Raw genomic sequence first — 3,514 nt, forward strand, 5'->3', positions numbered from 1 at the left:
CTGCGGGTGCGCCAGCGCGACACCCGACAACACGCACCGCACCAAAGCGAGGCACCCCCGAACAGGCCACACCAGGACAGCCTTGCCACGCAAGACACGCCAGAGCAGGCCACACGAGGGACGGCGTATGCCTGCACAAAGCACACCAGAGCAAACACACCCAGGCGGCCACGCCAGGCGCGAGACCCGACAACGCTCGCCGCACCAGGCCAGGGCGTGGCTACGCGTCCCGGCACGCGCCGGGACGGACCTGCGCGAGGCGCATCAGGCCTGGCCGTACCGAGGGCGCGCGCCGGGGCCGGGCCCGCGCGAGGCACATCACGCCTGGCCACACCGCGGCGGGCTGCGGGTTTCGGCGGAGCCCATAGGCCGGGTGCGCCGCAGGGAGTCGGGGACGCCCGGGGCCCAGGGCCGCGGAAGCGGTCCTGGGCCCCGGGGCTGTCCGCCGCAATGGTCAGTGGCCGCGGTCGAGCCACTCCTGCAGGTGGGGTGCCTCGGCGCCGATCGTCGTCGAGTCGCCGTGGCCGGTGCGGACCACCGTCTCCGGTGGCAGGGTGAGCAGCCGGTCCCTGATCGAGTCGACGATCGTCGGGAAGTGCGAGAACGAGCGGCCGGTCGCCCCGGGGCCGCCCTGGAACAGCGTGTCGCCGCTGAAGACGGTCGACAGCGCCGGGGCGTACAGGCAGACGGCGCCCGGGGCGTGGCCCGGCGTGTGCAGCACGGTCAGGTCGGTACCGGCGACCGAGAGCTGCTGGCCGTCGGCCAGTGTGCCGTCCGGGAGGCGCTCCGGGTGGGTCTGCTTCCACAGCGGCAGATCGTCGGGGTGCAGCAGGATCGGCGCGCCGGTGCGCGCGGCGAGGTCGGGCGCGGCGTCGATGTGGTCGTTGTGGGCATGGGTGCAGACGACGGCACGCAGGGTGCGGTCGCCGAGCGCGGTGGCGATGGCGTCGGCGTCATGGGCGGCGTCGATGACGATCGCCTCGTGGTCGTCTCCGACGATCCAGACGTTGTTGTCCACCTCCCAGGTGCCGCCGTCGAGGCTGAAGGTGCCGGAGGTGACCAGGTGCTCGATGCGGGCGGTCATCACAGCATCACCACCGAACGGAGCACATCGCCCTGGTGCATCCGCTCGAACGCCTTCTCGACCTCGTCGAGCGCGATGGTCTCGGTGACGAAGGCTTCGAGGTCGATACGGCCTTGTTGGTGCAGGTCGACGAGCATCGGGAAGTCGCGCGAGGGCAGACAGTCGCCGTACCAGGAGGACTTCAGCGCGCCACCGCGGCCGAACACGTCGAGCAGCGGCAGGTCCAGCCGCATCTCCGGCGTGGGCACACCGACGAGGACCACCGTGCCCGCCAGATCGCGGGCGTAGAAGGCCTGCTGGTACGTCTCGGGGCGGCCCACCGCCTCGATGACGACATCGGCGCCGAAGCCGTCGGTGAGCGCGCGGATCGCCTCCACCGGGTCCGTCTCACGGGAGTTGACGGTGTGCGTCGCGCCCATGGAGCGGGCGGTGGTGAGTTTGCGGTCGTCGATGTCGACGGCGATGATCCGCGCCGCTCCCGCGAGCCGGGCCCCCACGACGGCCGCCGCGCCCACGCCGCCGCAGCCGATGACGGCCACCGAGTCGCCGCGCCCGACGTTGCCGGTGTTCATGGCGGCGCCGATGCCGGCCATCACCCCGCAGCCGAGCAGCCCCGCCACCGCGGGCGACACGGCGGGGTCCACCTTGGTGCACTGCCCGGCAGCGACCAGCGTCTTCTCCGCGAAGGCACCGATGCCCAGGGCCGGGGCGAGCGGGGTCCCGTCGGTGAGGGTCATCTGCTGCTCGGCGTTGTGGGTGTCGAAGCAGTACCAGGGGCGGCCGCGGCGGCAGGCCCGGCACTGGCCGCACACCGCACGCCAGTTGAGGATGACGAAGTCGCCGGGCGCCACATCGCGTACGCCCTCGCCGACCGACTCCACTACGCCCGCGGCCTCGTGGCCGAGCAGGAAAGGATAGTCGTCGCCGATGCCGCCCTGCTTGTAGTGCAGATCGGTGTGGCAGACCCCGCAGGCCTGCACCTTCACCACGGCCTCTCCCGGGCCCGGGTCCGGGACCAGGATCGTCTGGACCTGAACCGGTTCGTTCTTGCCGGGTGCGATGACACCGCGTACCTGCTGGGCGGCCATGTCACGCTCCTTTCGTGTAGTGCGAGTAGTGCGAGTAGTGCGAGTGTTGCGAGTAGTGCGTGTGGTGCGTCATGCGGGTGCTGCTCAAGCTCGGGTAGGGGTCAGGGTGTCACCTCGGCGGGGCGGCCGCAGCCGACATTCCGTCGGTGGCCTCCACCGCGAGGAGTGTCAACGGCCCTGGGTGCCGCGCTGCTGGCGCAGGGCCGCCACCCGGCGGTAGAGCTCGACGGCCTCGGTGCCGCGGCCGAGTTGTTCCAGGCAGTGGGCCTCGTCGTTGCGGCTGGCCAGGGCGTCGGGGTGGTCGGCGCCGAGCACCCGCTCCCGGGCGGCGGCGACCTGGCGGTACTCGGTGAGGGCGTCCGCCCAGCGGCCGAGCCAGCCGAGGCCCACGGCCACCTCGCGGCGGCTGACGAGGGTGTCGGGGTGGTCGGCGCCCAGGACCCGTTCGCGCAGTGCGCTGACGTTGCGGGCCTCGTCCAGGGCTTCTTCCCAGCGGCCCAGGCGGCCGAGGTTGACACCTAGGCCATGCCGGGCGCGCAGTGTCTCGGGGTGGTCGGGGCCCTGCACCCGGGTGCGGTCGTCGACCAGGTCGCGGTACAGGGTGAGCGCCTCGGCGCTGCGGCCGAGGCGGCCCAGGCTGATGCCCACCTCGTAGCGGGCGGCGAGGGTGTCCAGATGGTCGGGGCCCAGGGCCTGGCGCCGGGCCTCGGCGACCTCGCGGTAGGTCTGCAGCGCCTCGCTCCAGCGCCCTAACTGACCGAGTGCGTAGGCGACTTCGTACTGCGTGACCAGGGTGTCGGGGTGGTCGGGGCCGAGTACCCGGGCGCGGGCGGTGGCCACCTCCAGTGCCATGCGGTACGCGTCCTCAAGGCGGCCCAGCCTGCTGAGGTTGAAGGCGAGGTTGTGGCGGCAGCGCAGGGTGTCGGGGTGGTCGGGGCCGGTCGTGCGCTCGCGGGAGGCGAGCACCGATGCGTACACCTGGTGTGCCTCGAAGTGCCGGGCGAGCTGGCCCAGTACGTACGCCATCTCCTGCCGGGCGGCCAGCGTGTCGGGATCGTCGGGGCCAAGGGCGCGCTCGCGTCCTTCGGCGACGCGCGTGTACTCGCGCAGCGCGTCGGCGGGGCGGCCGGTGCGGCTGAGGGCGAACCCGACCTCGTACCGGCTGGCGAGGGTGTCGGGGTGGTCGGGGCCGAGCGCGTGCTCGCGTTCGGCGGCGACCGCGCGGTGCACCTTGCCGGCCTCCTCCCAGCGGTCGAGGCGGCCCAGGCTCAGGCCCGCGTTGTGCCGGCCCGCGAGGGCGGCGAGGAGTTCGGGCGAGGGGGTGGGGCGTTTCTGCCGTGGG

Annotated in this window: 3 protein-coding genes; all 3 read right to left on the minus strand. The window is 73.0% G+C overall.

The features are described from left to right. Positions 1-454: 454 nt before the first annotated feature. On the minus strand, positions 455-1,084 hold the full coding sequence (locus tag U9R90_RS34435; RefSeq protein WP_411061278.1) for an MBL fold metallo-hydrolase: 630 nt from the start codon (positions 1,082-1,084) through the stop codon (positions 455-457). Further along, a complete protein-coding gene (locus U9R90_RS34440) occupies positions 1,084-2,172 on the minus strand; it encodes an S-(hydroxymethyl)mycothiol dehydrogenase (protein WP_411061279.1) in 1,089 nt (362 codons plus the stop codon). The genes U9R90_RS34435 and U9R90_RS34440 overlap by 1 nt, the downstream gene beginning before the upstream one ends. A 168-nt stretch (positions 2,173-2,340) precedes the next feature. Further along, positions 2,341-3,514: tetratricopeptide repeat protein (locus U9R90_RS34445; RefSeq protein ID WP_411061281.1), on the minus strand; the 1,174-nt coding region annotated here is incomplete at its 5' end.

Origin of the sequence: Streptomyces sp. E11-3 (genome assembly GCF_046540415.1) — a bacterium.
In the GTDB taxonomy this organism is placed as follows: domain Bacteria; phylum Actinomycetota; class Actinomycetes; order Streptomycetales; family Streptomycetaceae; genus Streptomyces.

What these genes read in the sequence shown, in the direction of transcription:
- U9R90_RS34435 (WP_411061278.1), bottom strand. Translation starts at nt 1,084, where the DNA reads ATGACCGCCCGCATCGAGCACCTGGTCACCTCCGGCACCTTCAGCCTC.
- U9R90_RS34440 (WP_411061279.1), bottom strand. Translation starts at nt 2,172, where the DNA reads ATGGCCGCCCAGCAGGTACGCGGTGTCATCGCACCCGGCAAGAACGAA.